Source organism: Pseudonocardia hydrocarbonoxydans (assembly GCF_006539565.1).
GTDB classification, from domain to species: Bacteria; Actinomycetota; Actinomycetes; order Mycobacteriales; family Pseudonocardiaceae; genus Pseudonocardia; species Pseudonocardia hydrocarbonoxydans.
This window is the reverse complement of record NZ_BJNG01000003.1, coordinates 95,435-120,383: the sequence shown is the minus strand read 5'-3', so window position 1 is coordinate 120,383 and position 24,949 is coordinate 95,435. Positions and strand designations below refer to the sequence as shown.

19 protein-coding genes and 1 pseudogene are annotated in these 24,949 nt (G+C 76.9%); 8 read left to right on the top strand and 12 right to left on the bottom strand.

The annotated features are described in order from the left end of the window. Window positions 1-76: 76 nt before the first annotated feature. Together PHY01_RS01870 and PHY01_RS01865 are read right to left on the bottom strand one after the other, a co-directional pair. A complete protein-coding gene (locus tag PHY01_RS01870) occupies window positions 77-1,516 on the bottom strand; it encodes an amidohydrolase (RefSeq protein WP_141276426.1) in 1,440 nt (479 codons plus the stop codon). After that, on the bottom strand, window positions 1,513-1,701 hold the full coding sequence (locus PHY01_RS01865; protein WP_141276425.1) for a PspC domain-containing protein: 189 nt from the start codon (window positions 1,699-1,701) through the stop codon (window positions 1,513-1,515). The genes PHY01_RS01870 and PHY01_RS01865 overlap by 4 nt, the downstream gene beginning before the upstream one ends. 241 nt (window positions 1,702-1,942) lie before the next feature. Between PHY01_RS01865 and PHY01_RS01860 the strand changes: the two genes are divergently transcribed. Continuing rightward, on the top strand, window positions 1,943-2,983 hold the full coding sequence (locus PHY01_RS01860; protein WP_246085629.1) for a GDSL-type esterase/lipase family protein: 1,041 nt from the start codon (window positions 1,943-1,945) through the stop codon (window positions 2,981-2,983). Window positions 2,984-2,990: 7 nt separating this feature from the next. On the opposite strand, the gene PHY01_RS01855 is transcribed toward PHY01_RS01860, so the two are convergent. Then, window positions 2,991-4,112: a M24 family metallopeptidase gene (locus PHY01_RS01855; RefSeq protein ID WP_141276423.1), complete on the bottom strand. Its 1,122-nt coding sequence runs from the start codon at window positions 4,110-4,112 to the stop codon at window positions 2,991-2,993. Between the two features lie 30 nt (window positions 4,113-4,142). Here PHY01_RS01855 and PHY01_RS01850 point away from each other — a divergent pair, with 30 nt between their 5' ends. The 3 genes from PHY01_RS01850 to kilB are packed head-to-tail and all read left to right on the top strand — an operon-like array spanning window position 4,143 to window position 7,964. Continuing rightward, entirely contained in the window at window positions 4,143-5,117 is a 975-nt protein-coding gene (locus PHY01_RS01850; protein ID WP_246085628.1) for a 5'-3' exonuclease, read from the top strand. Window positions 5,118-5,154: 37 nt separating this feature from the next. Then, entirely contained in the window at window positions 5,155-7,452 is a 2,298-nt protein-coding gene (locus tag PHY01_RS01845) for an Hsp70 family protein (RefSeq protein ID WP_141276422.1), read from the top strand. A gap of 44 nt (window positions 7,453-7,496) precedes the next feature. Next, window positions 7,497-7,964, top strand: a complete 468-nt coding sequence (gene kilB / locus PHY01_RS01840) for a plasmid transfer protein KilB (protein WP_141276421.1) — start codon at window positions 7,497-7,499, stop codon at window positions 7,962-7,964. Here kilB and PHY01_RS01835 read toward each other — a convergent pair whose 3' ends face one another. Genes PHY01_RS01835 through PHY01_RS01825 form a run of 3 tightly spaced genes read right to left on the bottom strand, consistent with a single transcriptional unit; the run spans window position 7,965 to window position 12,186 of the window. After that, window positions 7,965-9,842: a dynamin family protein gene (locus PHY01_RS01835; RefSeq protein ID WP_141276420.1), complete on the bottom strand. Its 1,878-nt coding sequence runs from the start codon at window positions 9,840-9,842 to the stop codon at window positions 7,965-7,967. It lies immediately after the preceding gene. Beyond that, complete coding sequence (locus PHY01_RS01830; protein WP_141276419.1) at window positions 9,839-11,776, bottom strand: dynamin family protein; 1,938 nt, start codon at window positions 11,774-11,776, stop codon at window positions 9,839-9,841. The genes PHY01_RS01835 and PHY01_RS01830 overlap by 4 nt, the downstream gene beginning before the upstream one ends. Next, on the bottom strand, window positions 11,773-12,186 hold the full coding sequence (locus PHY01_RS01825; protein WP_141276418.1) for a hypothetical protein: 414 nt from the start codon (window positions 12,184-12,186) through the stop codon (window positions 11,773-11,775). Before PHY01_RS01825 ends, PHY01_RS01830 begins: the two co-directional genes overlap by 4 nt. A gap of 156 nt (window positions 12,187-12,342) precedes the next feature. On the opposite strand from PHY01_RS01825, the gene PHY01_RS01820 reads away from it, so the two are divergent. Further along, window positions 12,343-12,903 (top strand): RNA polymerase sigma factor, encoded by a 561-nt coding sequence (locus tag PHY01_RS01820; RefSeq protein WP_141276417.1) that lies wholly within the window; start codon window positions 12,343-12,345, stop codon window positions 12,901-12,903. 7 nt (window positions 12,904-12,910) lie between these two features. Here the strand turns inward: PHY01_RS01820 and PHY01_RS01815 are convergent, their stop codons facing one another. The 4 genes from PHY01_RS01815 to PHY01_RS01800 all read right to left on the bottom strand — a co-directional run bounded on the left by PHY01_RS01815 (window position 12,911) and on the right by PHY01_RS01800 (window position 18,278). Continuing rightward, window positions 12,911-13,252: a hypothetical protein gene (locus tag PHY01_RS01815; protein WP_141276416.1), complete on the bottom strand. Its 342-nt coding sequence runs from the start codon at window positions 13,250-13,252 to the stop codon at window positions 12,911-12,913. 83 nt (window positions 13,253-13,335) lie between these two features. Beyond that, a complete protein-coding gene (locus PHY01_RS01810; protein ID WP_141276415.1) occupies window positions 13,336-14,538 on the bottom strand; it encodes a GNAT family N-acetyltransferase in 1,203 nt (400 codons plus the stop codon). Further along, the gene (locus PHY01_RS01805; protein ID WP_141276414.1) at window positions 14,538-15,386 is read right to left on the bottom strand and encodes a DUF4333 domain-containing protein; all 849 of its coding nucleotides are present in this window, start codon (window positions 15,384-15,386) and stop codon (window positions 14,538-14,540) included. Before PHY01_RS01805 ends, PHY01_RS01810 begins: the two co-directional genes overlap by 1 nt. A 90-nt stretch (window positions 15,387-15,476) precedes the next feature. Further along, entirely contained in the window at window positions 15,477-18,278 is a 2,802-nt protein-coding gene (locus PHY01_RS01800; RefSeq protein WP_141276413.1) for a DEAD/DEAH box helicase, read from the bottom strand. Window positions 18,279-18,313: 35 nt separating this feature from the next. On the opposite strand from PHY01_RS01800, the pseudogene PHY01_RS28145 reads away from it, so the two are divergent. After that, a pseudogene (locus PHY01_RS28145) lies at window positions 18,314-18,610 on the top strand (pyridoxamine 5'-phosphate oxidase family protein); the annotation flags it as partial. Window positions 18,611-18,817: 207 nt separating this feature from the next. On the opposite strand, the gene PHY01_RS01790 reads toward PHY01_RS28145, so the two are convergent. Beyond that, window positions 18,818-21,994, bottom strand: coding sequence for an ATP-binding protein (locus PHY01_RS01790; RefSeq protein ID WP_141276412.1), 3,177 nt, complete (start codon window positions 21,992-21,994; stop codon window positions 18,818-18,820). 135 nt (window positions 21,995-22,129) lie between these two features. On the opposite strand from PHY01_RS01790, the gene PHY01_RS01785 reads away from it, so the two are divergent. After that, the gene (locus tag PHY01_RS01785) at window positions 22,130-22,984 is read left to right on the top strand and encodes a class I SAM-dependent methyltransferase (RefSeq protein ID WP_141276599.1); all 855 of its coding nucleotides are present in this window, start codon (window positions 22,130-22,132) and stop codon (window positions 22,982-22,984) included. After that, window positions 22,981-23,937 (top strand): carbon-nitrogen hydrolase family protein, encoded by a 957-nt coding sequence (locus PHY01_RS01780; protein WP_141276411.1) that lies wholly within the window; start codon window positions 22,981-22,983, stop codon window positions 23,935-23,937. Before PHY01_RS01785 ends, PHY01_RS01780 begins: the two co-directional genes overlap by 4 nt. On the opposite strand, the gene tatC is transcribed toward PHY01_RS01780, so the two are convergent. After that, window positions 23,930-24,919, bottom strand: a complete 990-nt coding sequence (tatC, locus tag PHY01_RS01775) for a twin-arginine translocase subunit TatC (protein ID WP_141276597.1) — start codon at window positions 24,917-24,919, stop codon at window positions 23,930-23,932. The genes PHY01_RS01780 and tatC overlap by 8 nt on opposite strands. Window positions 24,920-24,949 lie beyond the last annotated feature (30 nt).

Sequence of the window (24,949 nt, the reverse complement as noted above, 5' to 3'; positions counted from 1 at the left end):
CCCGGACAGCACCCACGCAGCGCGGGCCCGGTCCGGTCGATCACGCGCGAATGATGGCACAGCGGCGTGGGAGGCGTCACGCGAGGGTGTCGTGCAGCGTCCGCCCGCGCTGCACGGTGCGCAGGCAGGTGCCGCCCTCGCCGTCCCACAGGGCGTAGGAGGCCGGGGCGCCCGGCACGATCCGCCCGGCCGTCGGGGAGCGGTCGCCCGCGGCCCGGTGCCCGCCGACGGTGTGCGCGGCCAGCGCCTGTGCGGTCGTGAGCCCGGATCCGGGGGTGCGGTGGTCGACGGCGGCGCGCACCGCCTCCCACGGGCCGAGCGGGGTGACGGGGCTGTCCGAGCCCAGCGCCAGCTGCACCCCGGCGGCGTGCAGGGCGGCGAACGGGTTCATCGCGCGGGACCGCGGGCCGAGCCGCTCGGCGTACATGCCCTCCTCGCCGCCCCAGCAGGCGTCGAACAGCGGCTGGACGCTCGCGACGACACCGTGCGCGGCGAGCACGGCGATCTGCGCGGCGTCGACCATCTCCAGGTGCTCGACGCGGTGCCGCACCCCGCCCCGGCCCGCCTGCTGCAGCGCGTCGGCCAGGGCGGCCGCGGCGGCGTCACCGATCACGTGGAAGCCCGCCTGGATCCCGGCGGCGGTGCAGGCGGCGAGGTGGGCGGCGACCGCACCGGTGTCGAGGTAGCGGGTGCCGCAGGAGCCGGGCGCGTCGGTGTAGGGGCTGGTCAGCGCGGCGGTGCGGGAGCCGATCGAGCCGTCGACGAACAGGTCGCCCGCCAGGCCGTGGGCACCGGTGGCGGCGAGCAGGTCGCGGGCGTCCGCGGCGGTGGTGACCGCCTCGCCCCAGTAGCCGACCACGTCCGGCCCGTCGGCGGCCAGCAGGGCGGCGAGGTCGTCGCGGGACGAGATGTCGGGGCCCGCGCACTCGTGCACGACACCGATGCCGCGGGCGGCGGCGGTGGCGAGGAAGGCGCGCTGGGCGGCGTCGCGGGCCGGGCCGTCGACGGCCGCCAGCGCGACGCGGCGGGCGTGGTGGTGCGCGTCGGAGGTGACCGGGCCGTCGGGGGTGCCCGGTGCCGCGAGCCCTCCGCCGACCAGCGCGGAGTGGACGTCGACGCGGCTGAGGTAGACCGGCGCTCCCCCGGCGGCGCGGTCGAGCTCGGCGCGGGACGGCGGCGGGCCGTCCCAGGCCTGCTCCTGCCAGCCGTGGCCCCAGATCAGCGCGCCGGGCCGGGCGGCGGCCCGGGCCCCCACGGCGTCGAGCAGAGCCCGCGGTGAGGGGCAGCCACTCAGGTCCAGACCGTCGACGAGCAGGCCGGTGGCGGTGGCGTGCACGTGGGCGTCGACGAAGGCCGGGGTGAGCACGGCACCGTGGAGATGCCGCACGTCCGGGCCGGTGGGCGCCTCCGCGGGCGCCGGGCCGACCCGGGTGACCACGCCGTCGACGATCTCGACGGCGGCCGGGCCGGCCGGTGCGCCCGGGTCGAGGACCCGGGCGCCGACCAGCAGCGTCACACGGAACGCTTGGGCATCAGCACCCACAGGACGATGTAGGCGATGAACTGCGGCCCGGGCAGGATGCAGGACAGCAGGAAGGCCAGCCGGACGAGGAACGGGCTCAGCCCGAACCGGTCCGCCAGGCCGGCGCACACGCCGGCGATGACCTTCCCGTGGCGCGGGCGGGTCAGGGTCGATGCCACGAAGGGCTCCTTTCGTCGCGACGGATCTCGTCGCCGTCGTCCACGATCCGCGGTGTGCGGTCCGTCGACATCAGGTGAACGCCCGGAGGACACCCCGGGGTTCCCCGGTGTCAACCCCGGTCGGCGGAACCGGTGGACAACCCGTCGCAGATCGTGAGCACGGCTGCTCCCTACGGGGGTTGTCCACAGGCATCGGCGGACGCCCTGGTCAGCGCCCGGACCGGACCCTAGCGTCGGACCCGTGATCCGTTCCCGTCGCCTGCTGGTCCCGCTGCTCGCCGTGCTCCTGATCCCGGTGCTCGGCGTGCCGCCGGCGGGCGCCGCCGAGCGGCCCACCGCCGTCGTCGCGCTCGGCGACAGCGCCGCGTCCGGGGAGGGTGCGGGCGACTACGTGCCCGGCACCCGCGGCGAGGGCGGCAACTGGTGCCACCGCTCCGCCCACGCCTACGTGCACCGCACGGCCCTGGCCGAGGAGTCGGTGAACCTGGCCTGCTCCGGGGCGGAGGCCGCCGACGTCGGGTTCGGCCCGGGCAGCCACTACACGGAGGGCTCGCAGGCCGCGCGGCTCGCCGAGGTGGCGCGGGAGTACCGGGTCACGACGGTGCTGCTCCAGGTGGGGGCCAACGACGAGCCCGCGCTCACCGGCACCGGGATCGCGTGCATCCGCGCCTACCTCGACCCGTCCGTGCCGCCGTGCCGCGACACCCTCGGTCCCGGCGTCCCCGAGCGGATGGCGGCGGTGGCGCCGCGGGTGGAGGCGGTGGTGCGCGACGTGCGGGCCGCGATGCGCGAGGCCGGGTACGCCGACGACGGGTACGACCTCGTGCTCGCCTCCTACGCCTCCCCGGTGACCGGGGCGATGGTGCCGCTGCAGGGCGCGCGGGGCTGTCCCTACAGCCGGGCCGACGCCGAGTGGGGCCGCACGGTGGTGTTCCCGGCGCTGTCCGACGCGCTGCGCGGGGTCGCCGAGCGCACCGGGGTGCGGTTCGTCGACATGGCCCGGGCCACCGAGGGGTTCGAGGCGTGCAGCCGCAGCCCGCGCTCGGAGGAGTGGCAGCGGCGGATCACGGTGGACCCGGAGGCGTTCGTCCACGGCGGGCTCGACGCGGCGGGGTACCACCTGGCGCAGGAGTCGTTCCACCCCACCGCGGTGGCGCACGCGGAGATGGGGCGCTGCCTCGGGGAGTTCGTCCGGTCCGGTGCGCCGTCGGCCGCCTGCGTGGCCGGCTCGGACGGGCGGGTGCGCGCCGAGTCCGGGGCGGCCGCCGCCTCGCCGGCGTGAGCGCCGGTCAGCCGGAGAGGACCACCAGGTCGCGGGGGCGGGTGTTGAGGCGCTCGCAGCCGTCCTCGGTGACCACCACGATGTCCTCGATGCGCGCGCCCCACTCCCCGTCGAGGTACACCCCGGGCTCCACGCTGAAGGCCATGCCCGGCTCCAGGGTCAGCGTGTTGCCGCCGACGATGTAGGGCTCCTCGTGCACGTCGAGGCCGATGCCGTGGCCGGTGCGGTGCACGAAGCGCTGCCCCAGCCCTGCGGCGGTGATCGGCTCGCGGGCGGCGGCGTCCACGGACTCGGCGGTGACACCCGGGCGCACCGCCGCGACCGAGGCCTCCTGCGCGGCCTGCAGCACCGCGTAGGCCTCGCGGATGTCGGCCGACGGCTCGGCGCCCACGGCGTAGGTGCGGGTGCTGTCGGAGTTGTAGCCGCTGGGCAGCGGCCCGCCGATGTCGACGACGACCACGTCGCCGCGCTCGATCGTGCGGCCGGAGACGTCGTGGTGGGGGCTGGCGCCGTGCGGGCCCGACCCGACGACGACGAACGCGGCCTCGGTGTGCCCCTCGGCGAGGATGGCGGCGGTGATCAGCTCACCCACCTCCGCCTCGGTGCGCCCGACCTGCAGGAACTCGCCCATGCGGGCGTGCACGCGGTCGATCGCGGCCCCGGCGGCGCGCAGCTCGGCGACCTCGACGGCGTCCTTGCGCATCCGCAGCTCGCGCAGGACCGGCCCGGCCAGCACCTGGCCGACCTCGGGGAACACCTCGCGCAGCCCGAACACGTGCCGGGCGGGCATCTCGTCGGCCACCGCCATCCGCGTCGGGCCCCCGGCGAGGTCGCTGACCAGCAGGTAGGGGTCCTCGGCGTCGGTCCAGGTGACGATCTCGACCCCGAGCTCGTCGAGGCCCAGCCCGGCGAGGCCCGGCGCCTCCAGCCGCGGGACGACCAGCGCGGGCGGCGCGAGGTGGCCGTGGGCGGGCAGGACCAGGCAGGTCAGCCGCTCGTGGGACTCCCCGGTCATGCCCAGCAGGTAGCGCAGGTCGGTGCCCGGGGTGATCAGCAGGACGTCGGCACCGTGGTCGGCGGCGACGAGCCCGGCGCGGCGGATGCGGTCGGCGAACGCGGCCGTTGTCATGACCGGGAGGGTATCCGGCAAGCTGCACCCATGAGCGAGCCCCTGGGAGCCGGCCGTGTCCCGTCACTGATGCTGCTCGATGCGGCGAGCCTGTACTTCCGGGCCTTCTACGGCGTGCCCGAGTCGATCACGGCCCCCGACGGCACCCCGGTCAACGCCGTGCGGGGGTTCACCGACATGGTGTCGCGTCTGGTCACCGAGCACCGGCCGACCCGCCTGGTGGCCTGCCTGGACCTGGACTGGCGCCCCGCGTTCCGCGTCGACGCGCTGCCGACCTACAAGGCCCACCGGGTCCCCGGTGAGCCCGACACCGCGCCGGCCGGGGTGCCCGAGGAGGTGCCCGACACCCTCGCCCCGCAGGTCCCGGTGATCCTGGAGGTCCTGGCCGCGGCCGGGATCGCCACCGGCGGCGCGGAGGGCTACGAGGCCGACGACGTCATCGGCACGCTGGCGGCCACCGAACGCAGCGACCACGTGCTCGCCGTCAGCGGTGACCGCGACCTGATGCAGATCGTCGGCGACGACGACCCGGCCGTGCGGCTGCTCTACGTGGGGCGCGGGCTGGCCAAGGCCGAGCTGCTCGGCCCCGCCGAGGTGGCGGCGAAGTACGGGGTGCCGGTCGGGCGGGCGGGCGAGGCCTACGCCGAGATGGCGATGCTGCGGGGCGACCCGTCCGACGGGCTGCCCGGCGTCCCCGGGGTCGGGGCGAAGACCGCGGCCACCCTGGTCGGGCGCTTCGGCTCCTGGGCCGAGCTGCGGGCCGCGATCGAGGACCGCACCGACGCCCGGATCAGCGCCACGGTGCGCTCCAAGCTGGCCGCCGCGGCCCCGTACCTGGCGGTCGTCGAGCCGGTGGTCCGCGTGGCCGTCGACGCCGACGTGCACCTGGACCGCCCCGACGCCCTGCCCACCGAGCCCGCCGACCCCGAGCGGCTCGACGCGCTCGCGCAGCGGTGGGGCATCGGCGGGTCCGTCGACCGTCTCCGCGCGGCGCTGGCGCGCTGATCCGGTACCCGATGGGCAGGACGGGAAGGGCACGACCGTGACGGGCTGGGCGCTGGGTGTCGACCTCGGCACGAGCTTCGCCGCGGGCGCGGTGTACGTCGACGGGGCGGTGGAGCTGCTGGAGGTCGGCGGGGAGTCCCGGGTGCCGACGACCGTGCTGCTCACCGAGGACGCCCGGCTGGTCGCCGGCAGCTACGCGCAGCGCGCGGTCGGCCGGCTGCCGGACCGGGCCGAGCGCAACCCGCGCCGCTACGTCGGCCGGGCGCCGATGCTGCTGGGCGGGCGCCCGGTCAGCGCCGTCGACGCGCTGGCCGCGCTGCTGGCGCTGTTCGTGCAGGAGGGCCGCCGCCGCCACGACGACGCCGACCCGTCCCGGCTCGTGCTCACCCACCCCGCCGGGTGGTCCGCCGACCGGCTCGCCGAGCTGCGCGAGGTCGCGGCACGGGTGCTGCCCCGGGTGGAGACCGAGCTGGTGGCCGAACCGGTCGCCGCCGCGGTGCAGCACGGGGTGAGCGGCTCCGTCGCGGTCTACGACCTGGGCGGGGTCACCTTCGACGCCACGGTCCTCGCGCCGGACGGGGCCGGGTTCCGGGTCGTCGGCCGCCCGGGCGGTGACCCCGACCTGGGCGGCGAGGTGTTCGACCAGCTCGTGTTCCGGCACTTCGGCGCGCAGCTCGCGCACGCCGCGCCCCGCTGGTGGCAGGAACTGACGACCGACCCGGCGCGCCTGGCCGCGGAGTCCGACCTGCTCACCGAGGCCCGTCTGGCCAAGGAGGCGCTCTCGACGTTCGAGACGGCCAGCCAGTACGTCGCGGGCGCGGACGCCGACGTCCACATCACCCGCGCCGAGCTCGACGACCTGATCGGCGACGACGTGCGCCGCAGCGCCCGGGTGCTGGCCGAGACCACCGCGGGCACCGACGTCGACGTCGTGCTGCTCACCGGCGGGGCGGCGCGCACCCCGCTGGTGGAGCGGGTGCTGCGCGAGCAGTACGGCCCGCGGCTGCGCACCTCGCCCGACCCGAAGGGCGCCGTGGCGCTCGGCGCGGCGCTGCTCGCCGGCGGCCGGCCCACGCCCGCCGCCGTCCCCGTCCCCGTCCCCGCGCCGCCCACGGTGCCCCCCGCCCGGACGACCTCCCCCGGCCTCCCCGCGCCCCCGACGCGGCTGGGGCCGGTGCCCCGGGCGGGCGAGGAGCTGGTCCCGCTCGCCGAGGAGGTGCTCGACGCGCGGGTCGTCGGCGGGCGGCTCTACGTGTGGTCGGCGCCCGACGGGACGGCGGGGCGGCACCGGATCTCCCGGATCGACCCGGTCACCGGGACGCCCGACAGCAAGATCCGCTTCGGGCGGCTCGTCGCGTGGGCGGTGGCCGAGGGCGGGATCGTCGTGGCCGAGCGTCGCGACGGCGCCCTGCACTGCCACACCCTGGGAGCCGACCTGTCCGTCGGCACCTCGACACCCATCCCCACGCCGTACCGCCCGTTCCTGGCCGCGTCCGCGGGCACCGCGTGGGCGGTGCTGCGCTCCCCGGACACGCGGATGACCGGCCCGGCGCAGGAGTCGGGAACCCTCGCCGTCCAGATGATCCCGCTGCGTCCGGGCACGCCGGGGCCGGTCGTGCCGCTCGGCCCGGCGGTGTTCGGCTACGTCGACGGTTCCCGGCGCCTGCTCGACGCCGTCGCGGGCGGGGTGAGCGCGCCGCCCGCGCCGCTGGGTGACGGCCGCTCGCTGGCCGTGGTGGTCGGGCGCGGCGGGCGGCAGACGGTGTTCGTGGCGGGCCCGGCCGGTGACGTCACCACGGTGGCGGAGGAGACCGGCCTGCGCCAGCTCCTGGCCGCGGGCGGGCGCTGGCTCGCCGCCGGCACCGCGGGCCTGGAACACCGCGCCGACCCCCGCGGTGCCGACCGCAGGCCGGTCCTGCCCCGCCCGCCCGGGGGCGACGCGCGCTGGGCCGTGGCCGGGCGGCAGGCGTACGGCGTGGCGGTCGACCGGCTGTCCCCCGGGCGCGGGCTGGTCGTCCACGCCCTGCACGGGGGCGCCCTGCGCGAGCTGGGCCGCCTGCCCGCGCTGCTGGGCTCACCGGCGGGCGCCCGGCCGGACGAGGCCCCGCGGGTCCGGGCCGACGGCGACACGCTGCTCGTCGGCGCCTCCGACGGCGCGGGCGGCTCACAGCTCGTGGCGGCGGGCCCGGCGGGGCTGCGCCCGCTCGCCGCCGGCCGCGGCTGGCTGGAGCCGGTCGGTCGGGCGGGCGGGGTCCTGCTCGCCCGCCACGTCCCCGCCGCCGCCCCCGGCGACTCCTGTTCCGACCCCGGCCGCCTGGTCCGCGTCGTCGGCTGACCGGCCCGTTGTGCGGGCGGCGGGCCCCGGCCAGGATCGGGCCGGTGGACGCCGTGTTCGTGAGCCTGATCGCGGTCGCCGGCACGCTGCTCGGCTCGTTCAGCACCTACCTGTTCCAGCGGCGCACGGCCCTGCACACCGAGGCCGCGGCCCGTCGGGAACGGCTGCGGCAGGACCGCCTCGCCGCGTGCGCCGGGTACGCCGCCGCGGTCACCGAAGTGAGGCGGGCGGTGGTCACCGCCTGGTTCCGCCGCGACGTCCGTGACGACGAGTGGCGGGCCGCGATGACCGAGGCCGACCGGCTCGGCGCCGCGGCCGAGGCCGCACTGGTCCGCCTGCTGCTGCTCTGCGACGACGAGGAGCTGCGCCGCTGCGCGGACGTGCTGTCCGCGCAGCTCGGGGTGCTGCGGGCCGCGGAGGACCTGCCGGGGTTGCAGGAGCGGGAGGCCGCGTTCACGGCGGCGCGGGCCGCGTTCGTCGACGCGGCCCGCCGCGTCGTCGGGCACGGCTGATCAGGCGGGCGACCCGGCCAGCTCCTTGGCCAGCTCCTTGGCCAGCTCGCGGGCCCGCCGGTCGGCCTCGGTGAGGGTGTCCAGCCGCTCCTGGGCCGCCGCGGCGGCGCGCTTGCGGACGGCGGCGTCCTGCGCGGCGAGCGCGGCCAGCTCACGGCGGCGGCCGTCGAGCTCCTGCTGACGGACGGCGAACGCGGCGTCGACGGCCTGCTCCGCGCCCCCGCGCCAGGCCGCGACCGCCTGCTCGACGGCCACGGACATCTCGTTGGTCGCCACGGCGAACGCGTCGGTCAGCGCCTTGGTCAGGGCCGTCCGGTTGCGGGTGGCCTCGGCGAGGCGGCGGCGGTGGGCCAGCAGGGTGCCGGCGAGCAGGCCGCCGAGCGCGACCGGGGCGAGGAACGACAGCCCGAACGCGAGTCCGACGAACGCGTGCGACGAGAGGAACCCGACGCTGCTGGCCATCATCAGCGCGGGCAGCCCCTCCCCGATCACGTCGAACTTGCCGCCCGCCCCCTCCGCCCGCAGCTCGCCGGGCCCGCGGACCGGGGCCTCCATGACGACCCGGTCGAGCTCGCCGGGGTCGACGCCCATCTCGGCGAGGTAGCGCGGCAGGGCGTCGGCGACGGTGCGCTCGGTGTCGGCGGCGATCTCCTGCCACGCCGCGCCCAGGGTGCGCTCGATGCTCTCCGGGAGCGTCGCGGCGTACCGGGTGACGTCGGCGGGCTTGGTCAGCTCGGCGAGCTCGCGCTCGTAGTTGCGCCGGTAGGCCTCCAGCCGCGCCCGGGCCCGGTTGACGACCCGGCGGCCGATCAGCTGGTGGTCGATGCTGCGCCGCCGGCGCTCCCGCTTGAGTGCGGCGAGCGCGGCGATCTCCTCGTCGACGCTCGCCTGGCGCTCGGCGAGGCCGTCGTCGGCGGTGCTCGCGGCGCGGTCCTGCTCGGGTTCGGACAGCGCCCGGATCCCGGAGACGGCGAGCCCGAGCACCCCGCCGGCCCGCATCAGCTCGCGGCGCTCGGTGCAGCGGGCGACGTGGCGGCGCAGCCCGGGCAGCCCGCTGCGCTCGAGGCGGGCGGCGGCGCGCTCGGCGTTGCCCGCGGCCTGCAGCGCCAGTGCCGCCTCGCCCAGCTTCGCGCTGACCGGCAGCCACGGGGCCGCCAGCAACCGTTCGGCGACCTCCGGGGCCACGCCGGGGCCGTCCGGGCCGCAGAAGCGGGTGAGCCGCTCCCGGTTCTCCCGCAGCAGCTCTCGCCACGACGTCGAGTCCTCGACCTTGGTCAGCACGAACGCCACGGACAGGATGCGGTCGGCCGCCTCGGCGAGGAACTCCAGCTCGTGGCGCAGGATCGGCTGGTCCTGGGCGCTGACCGCGAACAGCAGGGCGTCGGCACGGGCCAGTGCGCCCATCGTCGCGTGCCGGTGGCCCAGGGTGAGGCTGTCGACGCCGGGGGTGTCGACCAGGCGCAGCCCGTCGAGCAGCGGCTCGTCGATCGTCACCTCCAGGCCGGTGACCTCGCGGAGCACGGCCGGGTCGCCCAGCACCGAGGCGTAGGCGGGCAGCTCGGCCGGGTCGACCTCGGTGCGGCTGCCGTCGGTGCGGGTCACGGTCACGGTCAGCTCCGGACCGCGGACGACCGCGACCTGGGTGTGGGTGGCGATGTCGGCGTCGACGGGGAGCAGGTCGGGGTGCCCGACCAGGCAGTTGAGCAGCCGGCTCTTGCCGCGCTTCTGCGCCCCCGCGAGCACCACCGTGGTGGTGGCGTCCTTCCAGCGCCCGGCCTGCTCGGCCAGCGGGCCGTACAGGTCCTCGCGGGCGGCGGCCTTGGCCAGCCCGTGCACCTCGTTGGCCAGGCGCAGCACGTTCGCGACGACCCCGCTCATGTGGCCACTCCGTCCTTCGTCTCCCAGGTCAGCTTCTCGAACACCGCACACACCGCCTGCACGCCACGCCGTTCGGCCACCGGCAGCGGCCGGTGCAGCAGCACCCGGAAGCGCGCGGCCAGCTCCGCGGGCGCGTGACCGCCCAGCGCGTCGGCCGGGCCCGACGCACGCTGCAGGCGCGTGACCGCGGCGCGCTCGCCGTCACCCAGCGCCGGGGAGCGGGCGAGCCGGTCGAGCAGGGCGGCGTCCAGGCCGCTCCAGCCCGGCCGGACGATCGTGTGGATCCCGGCCGAGGTCGGGTCCGGCGCGGCGGGCGGCCCCGGGTCACGGGCGGGGCCGGGCGCGGGGCCGGCGGCGACGAGCGGCGCGCCGCCGGTCGTGGCACCGGTCGTGGCGTAGGCGGCGGCCGCGATGTCCTCCAGCGCGCCGAGCACGTCGCGGGCGCGCTGCCCGCCGACCGTCGGCCCGGCCAGCGCGACGACCCGGCGCCAGCGTCGCGACGCCTCCCCCGCCGCGGCGACGACGTCGGCGGCGGTGCAGGTCAGGGGCAGACCCAGGCCGGTGGCGGGGTCGTCGTAGCGGGCCAGGCGCATCAGCTCGGCGGTCATGTCCTCGTCCAGGCGCAGCTGCCCGCGGCCCACGGCGGCACACGCGGCGAGGATCCGCAGGCCGCGCAGCCCCGCGACGACCGGGCGGTTCTCGTCGACGGCCTCGCGCAGCTCCGCGACCAGCCCGGTGTCGCGGGGGTCGAACTCGCGCCGGGTCAGCGCGCGGATCCGGCCGACGGCGGCGAACGCCTTGAGCCGCCCGGCGTGGCGGGCGAAGCGGTCGAGCACGTCGGCCAGGGTGCGGGGCAGGTCGGGGCCGCCCGCGTCGGCCTCCCACACCACGGTGCCGCTGTCGGCGGAGACGTCGGCGCCGTAGCCGGAGCAGCCGGCGAGCCAGCGGTGCAGCTCCGCGGGCCCGGTCCCCGGGCGCTTGCGCAGCCGGGCGACGGCCTCGCGGATGCCGTAGCGGTGCAGCCGGGCGACGAGGACGGCCCGCATCGGCAGCTCGACGGGCCCGTAGGCCTCGGTCGTGAACTCGTCGAGATCGAGCAGCAGGTCGTCGAGCTCGTCGGCGGGCAGGGCCGCCAGCTCGCGCAGCGCGTCGATCTCGGCCGTACCGAGCGCGCCCGCACGGGCGGTCTCGGCGAGCAGCCCGATCACCGGGGCGACGTCGAGCACGCGGCCGCCGAGATCGGCCGCGGCCTTCGCGACGAGCCGGCGCGCGGTGGGCCAGGGGTCGCCGTCGCCGTCGCCGCGGCGGTCGATCTGGGTCAGCACGGCCGCGGTGTTGACCGCGGTCATCCCGCACGCGGCCGAGAGCGCCCGGAACTCCTCGAGGGTGTCGGCGTCGAAGCGCTGCACGAAACGCAGGACGTAGAGCAGCGCCTGCGCGTGCTCGGCGGCGGCGTCGCCGAACAGCAGCCTGCGGGTGGCGTCCTCGTTCTCCGCGGACACGGTGTTGACGCCGGGGGTGTCGATGATCGTGACGGTGCGCAGCGCCGGGTCCCGCAGCTGCACCCGCAGCCGCAGCACCTCGGCCGGGTCGACCCCGAGGTCGGCGGGCATCCGGCCGTCCCGCAGCGCGGTGCGGCGCACCGTCCCGTCGACACACTCGACGAGCACCACGCCGTCGCGCTCGCCGTACTCGTACCAGGTGACCAGCCGCGTGCACTCCCCCGCGTCGGCGGGGGCGACCGAGCGCCGCAGCATCGCGTTGATCAACGTCGACTTGCCCGCGCTGACCGCACCCGCCACGGCCAGCTGCAGCGGCCGGTCCAGCTGCGCCCCGACGGCCTCCAGCTCGGAGCGCAGCCGCGGGTCGCGGGACCGGGCCGCGGTGCCCTGGCACAGCTCGCGCAGGGCGGCGAGCGGGTCGGCCGTGGTCACCAGCCGGTGCCCGGGTCGAGCGGGTCGGCGCCGGTGCCGTCGTGCGGGTCGCCGTGCCCCGGGTCGCCCGCGCCGTGGTCGGGTCCGGGCTCGTCCCCGACCGCGGTGTCGGGAGCCGCGCCGCCATCGTCCAGGCCGGGGTCGTCGAGGGGCAGGTCGTCGAGGGTCGGGTCGCCGAGAGTCGGGTCGCCGAGAGCCGCCTCGTCGAAGGCCGCGTCGTCGAAGGCCGCGTCGTCGGCCGGGTCGTCGGCGGGCAGGTCGAACAGGCCGTCGGGCGGCAGCAGCTCGGCCCCGTAGGGCCCCTGGGCCGCGAAGGTCTGGTCGAACATCGCGTCGGCCCCGGCGGGCGGCGCGACGCCGTCGAACAACAGCTCGCGCAGCGCGTCACGGGACACCATGTCGTCGGTCATCGCACTCTCCGTTCCGTTCGTCGGGATCTTCCGGGTCGTGTCGTGGATCTGGTGGTGGTGCGGTCTGTGCGGGCGGAGCCGACAGGGCCATGATGGCTAACGATTCACGGTCGCGCCGCGAACCATGATCCGAGCGCCCCGAGCCGCAGGAGGACCATGGCCACCGGCCCCTTCCCCGAACCGGACGATGCCGGTGACGAGGCCGCGCTCGTGGCGGCCGCCCAGGCGGGCGACCAGCAGGCGTTCCGGGCGCTGTGGCGCTCGGCCGAGCGCCAGGCGCACGCGCTGTGCCTGCGGCTCACCGGCAACCGCACCGACGCCGCCGACGCCCTGCAGGAGTGCCAGATCGCGGTCTGGCGCAACCTGCACCGCTTCGAGGGGCGCTGCCCCTTCGGCGCCTGGGTGTTCACGATCGCCCGCAACGCCGCGCTGAGCGTCATCCGCTCCCGCAACCGGCGGGCCGAGACCAACGTCGACGATCTCGAGGACCGGCCCCGCGACGCCTCCGCCACGCTGTTCGCCGACGTGCTGGTCGAGACCATGTCGGTGCAGGCCGCGCTGGAGACGCTCCCGGAGAAGCACCGGGAGGCACTGCTGCTGTGGGTCGGCGGGATGTCCTACGCGCAGGTCGCGGAGCTGATGGGGGCCCCGCTCAACAGCGTGAAGGTGTGGATCCACCGGGCCCGCACCGCGCTCAAGGACCAGCTGGGACGCTGAGCGCACGTCAGGACGCCCGCTCGGGGTCCGACGAGCCGCCCGGGAACGGGCCGTCGCCGGCCCGGACCACCTGGTCGGCCCGGCCGTCGTGATCGGTGTCGAGGAACGCCACGTCGGCGATCCCGTCGTGGTCGGTGTCGACGGCGACCAGGTCGATGCTGCCGTCGGCGTCGGTGTCGACGCCGCCGATGTCGGTGAGGCCGTCACCGTTGACGTCGACGAGCACGGTGTCGAGGTACCCGTCGCCGTCGGTGTCGATCAGCGTGGTCTCGGCGTGGCCGTCGCCGTCGACGTCGAGGTACTCGCTGCCGGGCTCGGGATGGGTGCCGGGATCGGTGCACTCGGACATCGCGGGCTCCTGGGTCGGTGGGTGGTCTCACCGGTACCGACGCCGCCGGGCCGCCCCGGGTTACAGCGGTCCCGGGAGATTTCTCAGAAGTACGTGCCGCACCACGGGAGGCGGTCGGTGGCGAACAGGGCGTCGGCCCGGGCGGGGGCGCCCGCGTCGTGCACCCGCCACCACCCGGTCGCCGCCAGCAGCGACGGTGCGCGGTCGCCGAGGTAGGCCATGGCGAGCCCGTCGACGTCGCACTCGAGCTCGGGGTCGGCGTCCACGCGGGCGGCGCCGCCCCCGTCGATCCGGTAGACGCCGTCGTTGGCGGGGAGCAGGCGGTCGTGCACACCCAGCAGCACCGGCGGCCCGTCGCCCCAGCCGCGGGCCGCGAGCGCGGTGGGCACGTCGACCAGCCGCAGCCAGGTCTCGTCCTCGACGCCGGTCACGGTGCAGTCCCGGGGGTCGGCCAGCAGCAGCTCCAACGGCTCGTCCACCGGGCGCAGCCAACCCTCCACCCGGTCGACCAGGTCGATCCCGGTGAGGAACGCCCACAGCGCGGCCGTGGCGTCGGGGCCGGCCGCGTGCAGGTCGGAGACCTGCAGGGTCCGGTGGGCGAACCGGCCGTCGTCGGCCACCGTGGCGAGCGCGAACCCGTCGTCGCCGTGCGGCCCGGTGTGCACCGCCGCGACGAGGTGCTCGTGATTCTCGACCCGCCGCCCGACCATGCGCCACCACCACGGACCGGGCCGGAGGATCCCACCGGGACGCCCCAGCGCGAGCGCGTCGTGCACGGTCGTCACCGCCGGCTCGATCCCGGTGCCGACGACGAGCCGCACCTCGCCGCGCGGGGTGCTGCGCCACCCGGCCCCCCGCGCGCGCACCGTGACACTGCGCCCACGGCTGGCGACGCCGTAGCCGAACCGGCCGTAGATCCGTGCCTCGCTGGCCCGCAGCGACGCCAGCGGCTCGCCCCGGGCCCCCGCGTCGTCGAGCACCGCGCGCATCATCGCGGTCAGCACGCCGCGCCGGGTGCGGTCGGGCCGCACCCCCACCCGCGTGACGGCGGCGGTGTCGAGCGCGGCACCGCCGGGCACCGCCGTGCGCGTCGGGAACGAGGTGGCCGTGCCGATCAGCGCCGCCGGCCCCCCGGCCTCGCGGACGCCGAGCGTGCGGCCCGGGCTGTAGCTGCCGGCGACGGACTCCCAGTCGGCGTCGGGCACCGCGTCCTGGTGGATCGTGGCGGCGAACAGCGCGTGGGCGTCGCGCAGCTCGTCGGGGCCGAGGACCTCGACCGTCGCCATCAGGCGTCCGGCCTGCTCACCTCGTAGTCGCCGCCACCGCTGGTGATCGTCACGGGGACGACGGCCGGGGCGCCGTCGATGGTGGTGCTGCAGGTGAACGAGGCGCCCTCGGTGACCCGGATCGGGCCCTGCGACGGGTCGCCGCAGGTGACCTCGCCGACTGTCGGGTAGCCGTAGTCCTCGACGAGCACCCGCTGCACCCCGCTCTGCAGCGCGGCCTGGTCGAACACGGTGGTGTTCAGGAACCCCGGCGCCACGAAGGCCAGGATCGCACCGACGGCCAGCAGCGCCACCACCACGGCCCCGACGAGCAGCGGGGTGCGCGAGCGCTGCGGGGCCCGGGCGGCGTCGGGCAGCGGCGGGTACCCCGGGCCCCACTGCTGCCCCGGCGGCCCGCCCGCCCACTGCGGGCCCGCGCCCGGGTACTGCCGGCCGGGATAGGGCTGTCCGGGATAGGGCTGGCCGGGATAGGGCTGGCCGGGATAGGGCTGATTCGGGTGCTGCCCGGGGTACGGCTGCCCGGGGTACTGCTGCGGGGACGGCGCGTTCCATCCCCCGCCGGGTGGCGGCTGCTGGGCCCAGGCCGGTCGCGGCTCCTCGGGACGGGCCCCGCCCGGCGGGCCCCACACCCCCGGCTGCTCCAGGCGGGTGTCGTCCGGGTCCTCCCGCGGGAGATCGGCGCGGGTCCGTTCGTCGTCGGACGGCGGCGCGCCGCCGCCCCAGGAGCGGGTCTCGGCGCCCGCGTCGCGGGACGGGTCGCCCCAGCCCCCCGCGGGCGGCCGGCCCCAGGCGGGGGCGTCCGTCCCGTCGGCCGGGTTGCCGTGCGGGGAGCCCTCGGGCGTCGTCATCGCCGACCTCTCGTCCGTCGGGTCCGGTCGCGTCCGGGCCCAGCCGGGATCAAAGCACAGGCGGCCGGGCCGCCGCAGCGGAACGCCCGATCAGGTGGCTCCGACGGCCACCACGCCCCGGCGCACGGCCTGCCCGGCCTGCACCGCCACCCGGCCGACCCCACCGGAGCGGCCCGCGACGCCGGCGATCTGGTCGAGCAGGTCGAGGACCTGGCGGCACCAGCGCACGAAGTCGCCCGCCGACAGCTCGGAGCCGTTCTGCTCGGCCGCGGTGAGCACCGCGGCGAGCGACTCCCCGCGCGCCCACCGGTGCATCGGCCACGCGAACCCGAGATCGGGCTCGCGGGTGCGGTCGACGCGGTGGCGCCGTTCGTCGGCGTCGAGCTCGGCCCAGATCCGGACGGTCCGCGTGAGGGCCTCGCTGATCGGCCCGGTCGGCACGCGGGGCACCGGCCCGTTGTCGCGGCGCGTCTCGTACACCAGCGCCGAGACGACGGCGGCCAGCTCGGCGGGTTCGAGCCCGTCCCAGGCGCCGTGGCGCAGGCACTCGGCGGCGAGCAGGTCGGACTCGCCCCACAGCCGCGACAGCCGGGCCCCGTCCGCGGTGACCTCCTCGCCGTCGAGGTACCCGCGCTCGCCGAGCAGCGCGCGGATGCGGTCGAACGCGCGGGCCAGCGAGTGGGTGGTGGCCGCCCGCTTCTGCCGCAGCTGCTCGGTCTCGCGTTCGAGCCGGGACGCCCGCTCCGCCCAGCGGGCGTGGGCCTCCCGGTCGTCGCAGCCGTGGCAGGGGTGGGCGCGCAGGGCGCGGCGCAGCGTCGTCAGCTCCGGGTCGTCGACGGCGTCGCCCCGGTGGCGGCGGCGCCCGGCGCCGGGCGCGACGATCCCGGTGCCGCGCAGCGTCGATGCCAGGTCGCGGCGGACCCGGGGAGCCCGGTGGTCGACCCGCCGGGGCAGCCGCATCCGGCCCAGCGCCTCGACGGGCACCGGGAAGTCGGCGGCCGACAGCCGCCCCGCCCAGCGGTCCTCGCTGAGCACCAGCGGCCGCGGGTCGCCGTCGGAGTCGACGCCCGGGTCCAGGACGACGGCCAGCCCGGCCCGGCGCCCCGCGGGCACGGCGATGACGTCGCCGGCCTTGAGCGCGCGCAGCGACGCGGCGGAGGCCTCGCGGCTCTCCGCGACATCGCGGCGCGACAGCGACTTCTCCCGCTCGGAGACCTGTCGCCGCAGCCGGGCGTACTCGGCGAAGTCGCCGAGGTGGCAGCGCATCGACTCCTCGTACCCGGCGAGCGCCTCGACGTTGCGGTCGATCCGCCGGGAGATCCCGACCACCGACCGGTCGGCCTGGAACTGGCCCAGTGACTGCTCCAGCAGGTCGCGCGCCGCCTCGGTGCCGAGGCGGGCCACCAGGTTGACGGCCATGTTGTAGCCGGGCCGGAACGAGCTGCGCAGGGGGTAGGTGCGGGTCGAGGCCAGGCCGGCGACCTGCACCGGGTCGACGCCCGGCTGCCAGACGACGACGGCGTGCCCCTCGACGTCGATCCCGCGCCGCCCGGCGCGCCCGGTGAGCTGCGTGTACTCCCCGGGTGTCAGCTCGGCGTGGCTCTCGCCGTTGTACTTGACCAGCCGCTCCAGCACGACGGTGCGCGCGGGCATGTTGATGCCCAGCGCGAGGGTCTCGGTGGCGAACACCGCGCGCACCAGCCCGCGGACGAACAGCTCCTCGACCGTCTCCTTGAACGCCGGCAGCATCCCGGCGTGGTGTGCGGCGATGCCCCGCTCCAGCGCCTCGCGCCACTCCCAGTAGCCGAGGACGGCCAGGTCGGCCTGGGGCAGCTCGGAGGTGTGCTCCTCCACGATCCGCCGGATCTCCGCGACGTCGTCCTCGGTGGTCAGCCGCAACCCGGACCGGAGGCACTGGCCGACGGCGGCGTCGCACCCGGCCCGGCTGAACACGAAGGTGATCGCCGGGAGCAGGCCGTCGCGGTCGAGGCGGTCGATGACGGTGGTCCGCGACGGCGGGCGGAACCGCGTCTGCGACCGGCCACCACCGTTGCCGCCGCCGTTCCCGCCACCGTTGCCGCCGCGCGGGGACCGCCCGCGCCCGCGGTCCCACACCGCGCTCTGGCGCTCCAGCTCGCGGGTGTGCCGGACGAGGTCGGGGTCGACCTGCAGCTCGCCGCCCTCGTCCTCGCCCGCGAACAGGTCGACCAGCCGGCCGCCCACCATCATGTGCTGCCACAGCGGCACCGGCCGGTGCTCGTCGACGACGACGGTGGTGTCGCCGCGGACGGTCACCAGCCAGTCGCCGAACTCCTCGGCATTGCTGACGGTGGCCGACAGGCTCACCAGCGCCACGTGCTCGGGGAGCTGGAGGATGACCTCCTCCCACACCGCGCCGCGGAAGCGGTCGGCCAGGTAGTGCACCTCGTCCATGACGACGTAGCCCAGGTGCTCCAGCTGCCGCGACCCCGCGTAGATCATGTTGCGCAGCACCTCGGTGGTCATGACGACCACCTGCGCGTCGCCGTTGATCACCGTGTCGCCGGTGAGCAGCCCGACCGCGTCCGCCCCGTGCCGGGCGACGAGATCGGCGTACTTCTGGTTGCTCAACGCCTTGATCGGCGTCGTGTAGAAGCACTTCTGCCCGCGGGCGAGCGCGAGATGGACGGCGAACTCGCCCACGACGGTCTTCCCCGCGCCGGTCGGCGCGCAGACGAGCACGCCGTGCCCGTCCTCGAGCGCCGAGCAGGCGCTGCGCTGGAAACCGTCCAGCTCGAAGGGGAGACCCGAGACGAACTCCGTCAGGTTCGGACGTGCGGCCCGGCTCCGGGCGGCGGCGTAGGCCTCCGCGGGAGCAGGCGTGCTGCTGGCCACCGGACCACACTGACACATCCGCACCGTCGGTGCGTCCTGGCACCCTCCCGGCCATGACGACGCTCACCGAGATCGCCCCCGACTTCGTCGCGATGGCCCACCGCATCGTCTGGGCCACCGCGGCCACCGTCGACCCGCAGGGCAGGCCGTGGACCCGCATCCTGCACCCGATCTGGCAGTGGGACGGCGAGCGGCTGGTCGGCTGGGTCGCCACCGACCCCACCGGCCGCAAGCGCACCCACCTCGCCGCGAACCCGCAGGTCGCGCTCACCTACTGGGAGCCCGGCCACGACACCGCCAACGCGTACTGCCACGCCGAGCTGCTCACCGACGGGCCCACCCGCGCCTGGCTGTGGGAGACGTTCCGCACCGGGCCGGAGCCGGTGGGCTACGACCCGGCGATCATCCCGTCGTGGCGCGACGGTCCCGCGTCACCGACGTTCGGCGCGCTGCGGCTCGAGCCGTGGCTGCTGCGGGTGCAGCCGGCCGCGGTGCTGCTCCAGGGCCGCGCCGACCTGCTGCGGAGCTGGCGCGCGGCGTGGCGCCCGCGGGCGCCGTCACAGGCGCCAGGTCAGGTGCTCGACGGGCTCGTAGCGGCACGTGGTCCCGGTCACCACCGAGCGGTCGAGGTGCGCGCCCAGCGCCGGCTGCACCGCCGTGATGCGCCCGATCGCGTCCCGGAGCCGGGCGGTCACCGCCTTGCGGGCCCGTTCGGTCGTGCTCGTGCCGAGCGCCCGCGACCGGCCGCCCAACCCGGCCGCGCGACGCAGCTCGGCCAGGAGCTCGACGCGCTGGGCGTCGAGCCGCTCCTCGCGTCCCCGGTCGTGGTCGGCCCGGGCGCGGTCGAGGTCCTCGTCGAGGTCGGCGAGGCGGCGCCGGTAGGCCTGGCGGGCGGCCGCGTCGAGCAGGGTGCCGGAGTCCCGGTCGTGGCCCGCCGCGCCCGCCAGCTCCAGCACGTGCACGTCGGTGCCGCGGCGGGCCAACAGCGTCGCGAGGTCGCCCAGGCCCTTGAGATCGCGCAGGTGCGCGGAGGCGGCGTGGTGGCGCACCAGCCACAGCTCGCCGTCGCGGCGCAGCTCGGCGTCGGCGGCGTGCCCCGCCACGGCGGCCGAGGCCGCCGCCCGCACCCCGATGCCGGAGAGCCCCAGCTCGGCGGCGAGCTCGGCGGCGTGCCTGGCGTGCGCGGGCCCGGCGCCGCACGCGGCCAGCTCGACGGAGGTCTCGGCCTCCCACACCCGTGCGCCGAGGCGTCGGTGCACCGCCAGTGCCTGCTCGAGCCGCCGCCGCGCCTCGTCCGTCCGGCCCAGCGCCGCGGCCAGCACCCCCGCCCAGTGCGCGTTGCTGCCCACGAAGCAGACCACGGCCCCGTTCACCCCGCAGGCGTCGGTCATCGTCTCCAGCTCGGCCAGCAGCTCGGCGCACACCGTCCGGTCGTCGAGGCGGACCGCGGCCGTGGCCATCCCGCCGACGAACACCGACCAGAGGTAGGAGCGGTCCTCGCGCCAGGTGCCCAGCGCCAGGACGGTGTCCAGCGCCCGCCGGGCGGCGTCGAGGTCGTCGGCGCCGCCGGCGAGGGCGAGCAGTCCGGCGGCGACCGCGTGCGCGTGGGACGGGACGCCGACCCACCAGCGGACCGCCTCGGCGGCGGTGCTGCGCAGCTGGTCGGGCACACCGCGCGCGCGGACCAGACCGAGCAGCTGCGACATCCGGACGTTCCCGGTGTCGGGCTCGCCGATCCGGTCCCCCAGGGCGCTCGCCCGGGCGATCAGGTCCTCGGCCTCGTCGAGCCGGCCGTCGACGACGGCGAGCGCCGCGCGGCGGGTCAGGGCGAGGTAGTCGTGACGGGGCTGGCCGAACCGGTCCGTGACGCGCAGGTAGTCCTCGAGTGCCACCCGGAACGCCGGGGACCCGACCTCCAGCAGCGCGTTGGCGGTGAGCAGCAGGCCCTCGGCGTGCCGTTCGGCGTCACCGGTCCGGGCGGCCACCTCGGCGATCTCGCGGGCCAGCCCGACCCGCTCCGCGGCGCGGCCCGGGGACCACAGCACGTCGTGGCGGGCCAGCAGGCAGGCGACGAGGGTCTCGGGGTCGTCGAGCTCCCGCGCGAGCGCGATCGCCCGCTCCGACAGCGGTGTCGCCCGCGGCCGCTGCGCGGGCACCGAGTGGTGCAGCTCCCGGGCCAGGCAGGCGGTGAGCTGCACCTCCAGGCCGGTGCCGGTCCCGTCCAGCGCGGCCAGGGCGGTCTCGAGCGCCCCGACCACGGTGTCGCGGGGCATCGCGAACCGCGCGCCGAGCCGTTGCAGCCCCAGCGCGACCCGGCCGAGCAGCTCGCCGTCGCCCCGTGCGGTGGCGCGGCCACCCGCGTCGTCGAGGAGCGCACGGGCCGCCGCCGGGTCGCCGCTGCGGGCGCGGGCGTCGGCCTCCTCGACGAGCAGCTCGACCAGGACGGTGGCCCCGTCGGGGTCCCCGGTGTCCTCCACGGCCCGGCGGACCCTGGCCAGGTGCGCGCCCGCCTCGCCGAACGCCAGGCGGGCGCGCTCGGCGTCCGCCGCGGCCCGCGCCCAGCGGACGGCGCGCCCGGCGCCGTCCAGGGGCACCGCCGCCGCGCTGTGCCGGGCGAGGTCGGCGGCCAGCACGGCGGCGCCGCGGGCCAGGCGCCGCTCCAGCGCGTCGGCGATGCGGTGGTGCAGCGCCAGGCGCCGCGCCGGGTCCAACCCGGCGGCGACGACCTCGCGGAACAGGTCGTGCGCGACCCGGGTCCGGTCGGCGGTCCTGGCCAGCACCCCGGCGTGCACGCCCTCGTCGAGCAGGGCGGCGACGGTCGGGGGATCGAGACCGCACACGTCCCCGAGGACGTCGGGGAGCAGGTCGTTGCCGGCCACCGCGGCCGCCTCCACCAGTGCCCGGCCGGGCGGGGTCAGCCGCGCCACGCGGCGCTGCACCAGGTCCCGGACCGCACCCGGGACCGTTTCACCCGGCCGGGCCGGGTCGGCGAGCAGCTCCACGAGCTGGCGGGCGAAGAACGGGTGCCCGTCGGTTCGCCGGTGCACCTCCGCCGCCCAGCGCTGCGCCGTCGGCGCGTCCAGCACGGCCGTGACCAGGGCGTGCACCTCCTCGGGGGCCAGCCCGTGCAGCCGGACGGACTCGCCCTGGGCGCCGATCCCGGCCAGCAGGCGGGCGGCGGCGTCACCCAGCTCGTCGTCCCGGTAGGCCCCCACCACCAGCAGCGGGACCGGCCGGTAGGCGCGGGTGACGAAGCCCAGCAGCTCCAGCGACGAGGTGTCGGCCCACTGCAGGTCGTCGAGCACCACCAGGGTCACCCGGTGCCGGGCGACCCGTTCCAGGAGCCGGGCCACCGCGTCGAACAGCCGCAGCCGGGCCGCGTCGGTGTCGGGCGGGCCGTCGTCGACGGGGGTCGTACCGGCCAGCTCGGGGAGCAGCCGGGCCAGCTCGGCCCGGTCGGGGCCGGTCAGGGCGTCGGCGTCGGCGGGCGCCACGGCGGCGAGCAGGGCGCGCAGGGCCGTCGTCCACGGCCAGAACGCGGGCGTGCGCTCGGCGTCGGCGCAGGTGCCCCATCCGGTCAGCAGGCCTGCGCGGGCCGCCACCTCCCCCACCAGCGTGGACTTGCCGATCCCGGACTCCCCGGAGACCAGCACGAGGCGCGCGCGACCGGTCGAGGCCTCGTCGACGGCGGCGAGCAGCCGCGTGAGCGCGCGGGCGCGGCCGACGAACGTCATGGCCGCGGATTGTGCCCGGTCACGCGGACCGCCGGGGCGATCGAGCGGAACCGCGTGCCGGGATCTGGCGGCCGGGCGGCCCGTCCTGGCGCCAGGAGGGCGTACGGACCGCCCGACCACCCCGAGGAGCACACCATGACCGTCACCTTCGACGCCGACCGCTACAAGGACACCACCCGCACCCAGTGGGAGGACGCCGCCGCCGCGTGGCACGCCTGGGGCCCCACCCTGGAGGAATGGCTGGGCGGCGCGACCGGGCTGATGCTGGACGCGGCGGGCGTCGGCACCGGCGCCCGCGTGCTCGACGTCGCGGCGGGCGCTGGCGGCCAGACGCTGGCCGCGGCCCGGCGGGTCGGGCCCACCGGCCACGTCCTGGCCACCGACATCTCCCCCGCGATCCTGCGGCACGCCGCGGCGTCCGCCACGGCGGAGGGCCTCGCGAACGTCGCCACCCGGGAGCTCGACGGTGAGCAGCTCGACGTGGAACCCGCCGGGTTCGACGCGGTGGTCTCGCGGCTCGGGCTGATCTACTTCCCGGACCGGGCGCGGGCGCTGGCCGGGCAGTACCGCGCGCTGCGGCCCGGGGGCCGGGTCGCCGCCGTCGTCTACTCGACCGCGGACCGCAACGGCTTCTTCTCCGTCCCGGTGTCGATCATCCGCAGGCGTGCGGGGCTCCCGGCGCCCGCCGCCGGACAGCCCGGACCGTTCAGCCTGGGCGGGCCCGGCGTCCTGGAGGACGCCCTGCGCGACGCCGGGTTCCGCGACGTCGCGGCGCAGACCGTGGTGGCGCCGGTGCGCATGCCCCGTGCGGCGGACTGCGTCCGGTTCGAGCGCGAGTCCTTCGGCGCGCTGCACCAGATGCTGGCCGGGCTCACCCCGCAGGAGCGCGACGAGGCCTGGGAGGAGATCCACCGCGAGCTCGCGCGGTTCGAGACCCCGGACGGCTTCGCGGGCCCGTGCGAGCTCGTCGTCGGGTGGGGGACGAAGTGAGCCGGGTCCGGGTGGCCGCCGTGCAGGCCACCCCGGTCTTCCTCGACCGCGACGCCACGGTGGAGAAGGTCGTCGAGCTCACCGCGAAGGCCGCCGCGGAGGGGGCCGGGCTGGTGGCCTTCCCGGAGTCGTTCGTGCCGGCCTACCCGGACTGGGTCTGGCGCACGCCGGCGTGGTCGGACGGCCCGTACTACGAGGCGCTGGCCCGGGAGGCCGTGGAGGTGCCCTCGGCGGCGACCGACCGGATCGGGGAGGCGGCCCGGGCGGCGCAGGCCTGGGTGACGGTCGGGGTCACCGAGCGCAGCGGCGGGACGCTCTACAACACGCTGCTCTACTTCTCCCCCGACGGCGCACCGGCCGGCACGCACCGCAAGCTGGTGGCCACCGGCGGGGAGCGCACGGTGTGGGGGCACGGTGACGGGTCGACGCTCACCGTGCTCGACACGGCGTTCGGCAGGCTCGGCGGCCTGATCTGCTGGGAGAACTACATGCCGCTCGCGCGGGCGGCGCTCTACGCCCGGGGCCTGGACGTGCACCTGGCCCCCACCTGGGACACCAGCGACTGCTGGCTCGCGACCCTGCGCCACATCGCGAAGGAGGGCCGGGTGTTCGTCGTGGGCACCAACTCCTACCTGCGCGGCTGCGACGTGCCGTCGTGGCTGCCCGGGCGCGACGAGCTCTACGGCGGCGCGGAGGACCACCTCTCGCGCGGGGGCACCGCCATCGTCGGCCCGGACGGCACCGTGCTGGCCGGGCCGCTGCACGGCGAGGAGGGGATCCTCTACGCCGACATCGACGTCACCGAGGCCCGGAACGCACGGCGGCAGTTCGACCCCGTCGGGCACTACGCCCGCCACGACGTCTTCTCGCTCACCGTCGACACGGCGGCCCGGGGCCCCGCGACCTTCCGGGGCCCGGCCCCGGGGACGGGGGCCGGGCCGACCGTCAGGTGACGTCGTCCAGGCGGGCCGGCACGCCGCCGGCCGGGGTGCCCTCGGCCGGGGCGGGCGTGGTGCCACCGGCCGGGGCGGCCGCGGTGCCGACGACCCGCGCGGGCGAGGGATCGACGGCCGGCGTGGGGTCGATGGCGCTCGGGCTGGTGTCGATGGGGCTGGGAGTGGTGTCGATCGGTGACGGGGCGTCGGGGTCCCAGTCGTCCCAGCCCTCGGCCGCGCGCCGCTTGGCCCGGCGCCGGTCGTTGAAGCGGGCCACCTGGATGGCGACCTCGAACAGGATCACCAGGCCCAGCGCCAGGGCGATCATCGAGACCGGGTCCTGGCCGGGGGTGGCGATCGCGGCGAACACGAACAGGCCGAAGATCAGGCCCCGGCGCGACGAGCGGAGCTGCTCGTAGGTGATGACGCCCGCGATGTTGAGCATGACGACCAGCAACGGGATCTCGAAGCTCACGCCGAAGATCAGCAGCAGGGCGATGACGAAGTCGAAGTACTGCGCACCCGACAGGGCGGTGGTCTGCACGCCGTCACCGATGGCGAGCAGGAACGCCAGTCCCTCGGAGACCACGAAGTAGGCGAGCACCGCGCCGGCGACGAACAGGACCGCCGCGACGGAGACGAACGTGAGCGCGTAGCGGCGCTCCTTGTTGTACAGGCCCGGGGTGATGAAGCCCCACAGCTGGTAGAGCCACACCGGGCAGGCCAGCACGAAGCCCGCCGTGATGCCGACCCGCAGACGCAGGTTGAACTGGTCGAACGGGCCGGTCGCCAGCAGGGTGCACGACCCGTCGGTGGTGAACTCCGCCCGCTGCCCCGCGGGGATCGAGCAGTAGGGGTCGGTGAGCAGGTCACCGAGGCTGGGGAAGCCGAAGAAGGAGACCCCGTACCAGATGTACCCGAACACCGTGGTGACCGCGATCGCGATGAGCGCGATGGTCAGCCGGTTGCGGAGCTCATAGAGGTGCTCGACGAGCGGCATCTTGCCGTCGGCGCGCTTGGACCTGCGCCC